Origin of the sequence: Dietzia sp. SLG310A2-38A2, from assembly GCF_014145095.1 — a bacterium.
Taxonomy (GTDB): Bacteria; Actinomycetota; Actinomycetes; order Mycobacteriales; family Mycobacteriaceae; genus Dietzia.
Genome location: NZ_JAALDX010000384.1, coordinates 1 through 5,241 on the forward strand (window position 1 = coordinate 1; position 5,241 = coordinate 5,241).

Sequence of the window (5,241 nt, forward strand, 5' to 3'; positions counted from 1 at the left end):
GCCGCGGGTGGTGCCGCGTCCGCTCCGCCGCGCTGCGTGCCCGCCGACGGGATCGTCGGCGTCCTCGCGCCCGTACCGCCGCGATAGGGGCGGCACGGACGCGGGCGTCAGTAGTTCCAGTCGCCCTGGCCGTCGAAGGCTCCGAACGGACGCCCGGGGCCGTTCTTGACGATGAACGGGTCCCCGTTGCGCGAGTTCTCGTAGTACCAGCGTGCGTCCTCGGGGCTGACGTTGATGCAGCCGTGAGAGACGTTGCGGACGCCCTGGTCGGCGATCGACCACGGGGCGGAGTGGATGTAGATGCCGTCGTAGCTCAGGCGGACGGCGTCGTTGATGATCGAGTCGTACCCGCCGTCCTCGATCCGCAGCCCGAAGGCCTCGGAGTTCATCCGCACGTTCCGGCCGCGCTGACCCGTGTAGTAGGTGCCGTTGTAGGTCTCCCAGCCGCGCATGCCGGCCGACGCCCGCATGGTGCGCACGTGCTGGCCGTTGCGCGTCACGGTGATGTGCTTGGTGCGGTCGTCGTACTCCGCGATCAGCGCGTCACCCGTGCGGAACGCCTGCTGGCGCTTGCCGCCGGCCCAGACGGTGACCGAGGTGTTGACCGGCCAGAAGGTGTGTGGACGCCACCGCACCTCGGAGTTGTTGACCCAGTAGAACTTCCCGGCCACCGGGGGCTCGGTGCGGATGCCGAGCGTGGCCTCCGCGCGGGCCCGGTCGGCGATGGGCCGGTCGAAGAAGAACATGACCGGCTGGGCCACGCCGACCACCTCGTTCTGCGTGGGGAAGACGTTGACGTCGCCGTACTCGGGGGCGGGTCGGTCGGGACCGATCACCGGATAGGTGAGGACCGGCATCGCCCCGACACCCGGGATGAGCGGGGTGGGCAGCGGCGCGTTCTCCAGCTGGGGGATTCCGGGAGGGCTCGGGGGCATCACGGACTGCGCGTTCGCCACCGGGGCGAGCCCCAGGACGAGGGCAGCCGCGGCGAGGATCGAGGCGAGGACCGGGATCCGGGTCGAACGGGTCATTGCTACTCCTGGGGAAGACGGAGACGAGGGGTACCTCTCAGCCTAGGCGGAGGACTCTCTTAGGGTGTCGTGCGCCATACCGAATGTGTTTCACCCCGTCCCGCGGGGGTCGCCTCAGTAGTTCCAGTCTCCCTGGCCGTCGAACTCGCCGAACTGCCGGCCCGGGCCGCCCACCACGATGAACGGGTCGCCGTTGCGGGTGTTGTCGTAGTACCAGGCGGCGTCCTCGGGGCTGAGGTTGATGCAGCCGTGAGAGACGTTGCGGACGCCCTGGTCGGCGATCGACCACGGGGCGGAGTGGATGAAGATGCCGTCGTAGCTCAACCGCACCCCGTTCTCGACGGTCGTGTCGTAGCCGCCGGCCGTCCTCGACAGGCCCCAGGTCGAGGAGTCCATCCGGACCTCCCGGGCGCGCCAGCCGTTGTAGTAGACGCCGTTGTGGGTGGGGTAGGAGTCCCGCCCCGCGGAGGCCCTCATCGTCCGGACGACCTGCCCGTTGCGGATGACGGTGACCAGGTGGGTGGCGTCGTCGTAGGTCGACACCACAGCGTCACCGGTCCGGAACGTGTTCTCCCGGCCGCCGGCCCACACGGTGACCGAGGTGCCCGCGGGCCAGAACTCGTGTGGCCGCCAGCGCAATTCGGAATCGCCGACCCAGTAGAACCTGCCCTGGACTGCCGGCGCCGTACGGATGCCCACGGATGCCTCCGCCCGGGCGCGGTCGGCGACGGGGCGGTCGAAGCGGATCATGACGGGTTGCGCCACGCCCACGGTCTCGTCGCGGGTGGGGTAGACCGACGCCACCGGCTCCACCGCGGGGCGCGGCGGAGCCGGCACGGGGATCGTGAGGACCGGCTGCGAGGCCAGCCCCGGCAGCTGGGGTAGGGGCGCCGACTCGAGGCCGGGGAAGGCGACGGACTGCGCCGACGCGGCGGGCGCGAGGCCGACGACGAGGCCGGTCGTGACCAGGAGGGTCGCGAGGAAGCGGGATCGGCGGGACATCGTTCTCCTTCGGCCGCGGGCAGGCGGGCGGCGGTGATGATTCGGGCGCTGTGATGGACGAGCTTGTGTGACGAACGAGTGGTGCGGGCGGGTGGAACCGGCACACGACTCACCCAAACCACATGAACCACACAGATAACATCAGTAACAGTACATCGGACGTGGCGTGATCGGGTACCCGTTTCGCCGGGTCGGCTCCGCGCGCCCGACCCCTACGGCCCCGGGCGGCGGGGCCATCGTTCCAATGTTCATTGGTAACGGCGCGCGCAGAACCGCAGGTAGATACTTCGGCTCCGCGAGTTGACCAGAAGTCAACAGAAGAACCGCTGCTCATGGCCTTGCCTGCGGAACGGGTGCAACATAGAGTTCACCCAGTCACCGGCCGGGGGTGCGGTGGCGAGGTGAAGTGCGGACGAGGGGCTGTTACTTCACGACGAGGGGCCGGTTTCGATACCGGGGCACCTGGGGGGGTGTCGGCCCGCCGCCTTACCAGGCGTGCGTGGATTCCGGAAGGCGCGATGCGCAGTCCGCTAGAGGGGAACGGCGTCGGATGCTGAGGGGCTCCGGCGCCGTTTCTCATTTCGGTGCCAGCCGCCCGCAGCCAGCCGCCCGCAGCCAGCCGCCCGGGTACACCGGGCGTCCGGGTTCAGGCGAGTATGTGCTCGGCGATCCTGTGCAGGCCTTCGAGCGCCCGTGCCTCGGCGTCCGGGGACCGCGGCGTCTCCGGACTGATCAGCGTGACGTGCCACAGGTCGTTGTCCGCGATGAGGATCGTGTGCACCTCGACGCCCCCGCCTGTCGGGGCCGCCGCGCAATCGATGTAGGCCGTGTCGAGTTCGGGGTCCACAGGCGCGGGCGCCTCGGGAGCGGCCGGAGGTGCACCGTCGATCGACGCCGCGTCTCCTCCGCGGATCTCCGAACACGCGTACCGCACCCCCAACATCGCGGGCTGGCCGCGGAGTGCGGCCTGTGGGCCCCCACGCGGCTTGACGACTCCGGCGGCAACGGTGTCGGGAATCTCGTCCCGCTCACCGGCGGAGGGCCGTGTGGTCGTCGGTGAGGTCGTGGGCATGGGCTTGACCTCCGGGGTAGTGGCATCGGCGCCCGGCACGGCCTCCGACTCATCCCCGGCCTCCGCGTCCGCCTCCGTCTCCGCCCCCGCGTCCGCGTCAGTCTCATCCTCGTCATCAGCATCAGCATCAGCATCAGCATCTGATTCGGCCTCGGCCTGCTGCATCTCGTACAGCTCCGGTGACCCCGGACCGCCGTAGGTGCACATCAGGCCCAGATCGCCGGATCCGATGGGCTCGACCTCGGGCATGTCGGCATCGGTGAGCTCGATCAGCTCGGCGGTCGTCAGGTCCAGGAGCTCACACGCGTTCAACCGCGCGTCGGGGTCGGGGCGACCCTCGACCATCGCGGCGGCGACGTCGGGCCGCGGTTCCGGCGAGATCCGAGGTGGACCCGCCTCGCCGTTGTCCGAGAAGCCGAGCGCCGAGCATCCCGAGACGGCCAGCACCGCCGCCGACGCCACGAACCCCCGGGCGATTCGTCCCCCCGATCCGGGACGGGGTCGCTGCGATCGCATGGGCCGATCCTACGACGTCGGCGCTCGATCCCTGATCCCGACCGGTCCGCGGACACCGGCCCGGACGGTTCAGGTGTCTCCGGGGAGGATCTCGGTCGCTCTGATGATGGCGTCGAACGACTCGCGGATCCGGTCCTCCAACAGAGTCGGTGACTCGTCGGTGCGCCATTGCTCGACCGCCACCCGCACGATCGCGATGGACGCCGCCGCCACCGTGGCGGCCTCCACGGAGCCGGGATCCCTGCCCTCCCGGCGGGCCACCAGCGCGGCGAGCTCTTCCTCGGTCCGGGACAAGATCGCGTACACCTCCGTGCGGATCCCCGGTTCCCGCCGCCACATGTCGTGGAACCTGTTGAACAGAGGGGTCTCCTGCCGGGCCATCGCGACCTGCAGCCACAGCAGGCGGGTGAGCGCGGTCAGCGTGGACACGGATCGGTCGGTGAGGAACAGGTGCACGGCGTCGCGGTCCGGCGGGAAGGTATCCGGGATGCACGCTGCGGCCTTGGACGGGAAGTAGTTGAAGAACGTCCGGCGGGACACGTTGGCGGCCTTGGCGATCTGGTCCACCGTCACGGCGTCGAGCCCCCGCTCGAGGGCCAGGTCCAATGCGATGGAGGAGATGGTCTCGCGCAGCTCACGCCGGCGGCCCTGGGTGCGGTCGGCGCCCTGCGCCTGCGTGGGTGGGCCGGTCATGTGGGCGCCTCCCCGTCGGTCGTCGATGAGTGTCGGTCGTCTCGGCTCAGTGCTGATGACCTTACCCAGGCAGACGGGTCCTATCCTGGGCATCATGCGTATCGCCGCCACGACCCTTCTCGCCCCGCTGTCCGTCGTACTGCTCGGTGTGATGGCGGGGTGCGGCGGCGGGGACACCGAGCCGGCGCCGGAGATGGGGACGATCCGGACAGCGCCGCCGGAGACCAGCGAGCCGGAGATCCCTCAGGTCGAACCGGTGACGCGTGCGGAGTGCCCGTACCTGTCGGTCGACGAGGTCTCGAGGCTCAACGGCGAGTTGGCCACCGACGTGCGGATCGACGACCGCGTCGACCCCGCTGCCTGCTTCTTCTACAGCGCCGACGGGGCCGTCCAGCTCACGACCACCGTGTCCTCGGTCGCGTCGGAGGAGCGGGCCACCGAGCTGGTGGACGACTCGGCGCCCGTCGGCGAGTCCGAGCGCTCGGACGTCGAGGACGGGTGGACCGGTGGCCGCACCGGCGGCCCGGGGGGCGCCCTGGTGGTCCTGGCCCGCGGCACGCAGGTCCTGGCGGTGCAGTCCACGCAGGAGCAGTCGATCAAGGTCCAGCGGGTGGCCGAACTCGTCGCTCCACGGGTGGCCGACTGATACCGGTGGCCGACCGACTCAGATGGCGGTTCGGGCCGCCGCGACCGGGTCGACGGCGACGTCGGAGTACGGCATGAGCGACTCGACCGCGGGAAACACCACCTCCATGAGCAGCAGGAAGCCCGCCGCCAGCAGGGCCAGGACCAGCAGGATCCGGACAGGGGTCGGACCGGGCAGGCTCCGGTAGAGCCAGGCGTACATCACCCACCCCCCAGCTCGGCGGGGACCTCGCCTGGTACACGCGGCTCGCTGCGTTCGAGCACCGCGTGGACCACGAGCCG

The 5,241-nt window shown here is 70.4% G+C and carries 6 protein-coding genes; 1 reads left to right on the plus strand and 5 read right to left on the minus strand.

All coding sequences use genetic code 11. The features are described 5' to 3' along the window. Positions 1-107: 107 nt before the first annotated feature. From G6027_RS13435 to G6027_RS13450, 4 genes are all read right to left on the minus strand, one after another. Positions 108-1,031 (minus strand): L,D-transpeptidase, encoded by a 924-nt coding sequence (locus G6027_RS13435; protein ID WP_182637608.1) that lies wholly within the window; start codon positions 1,029-1,031, stop codon positions 108-110. 114 nt (positions 1,032-1,145) lie between these two features. Further along, positions 1,146-2,033 (minus strand): L,D-transpeptidase, encoded by an 888-nt coding sequence (locus tag G6027_RS13440; protein WP_182637609.1) that lies wholly within the window; start codon positions 2,031-2,033, stop codon positions 1,146-1,148. A gap of 646 nt (positions 2,034-2,679) precedes the next feature. Beyond that, positions 2,680-3,621 (minus strand): hypothetical protein, encoded by a 942-nt coding sequence (locus G6027_RS13445; protein WP_182637610.1) that lies wholly within the window; start codon positions 3,619-3,621, stop codon positions 2,680-2,682. Positions 3,622-3,690: 69 nt separating this feature from the next. Further along, positions 3,691-4,314, minus strand: coding sequence for a TetR family transcriptional regulator (locus G6027_RS13450; protein WP_182637611.1), 624 nt, complete (start codon positions 4,312-4,314; stop codon positions 3,691-3,693). Between the two features lie 94 nt (positions 4,315-4,408). Between G6027_RS13450 and G6027_RS13455 the strand changes: the two genes are divergently transcribed. Next, positions 4,409-4,960, plus strand: a complete 552-nt coding sequence (locus G6027_RS13455; RefSeq protein WP_241727113.1) for a DUF2020 domain-containing protein — start codon at positions 4,409-4,411, stop codon at positions 4,958-4,960. Between the two features lie 18 nt (positions 4,961-4,978). Here G6027_RS13455 and G6027_RS13460 read toward each other — a convergent pair whose 3' ends face one another. Then, complete coding sequence (locus tag G6027_RS13460; protein WP_182637613.1) at positions 4,979-5,161, minus strand: hypothetical protein; 183 nt, start codon at positions 5,159-5,161, stop codon at positions 4,979-4,981. Between the last annotated feature and the right edge of the window lie 80 nt (positions 5,162-5,241).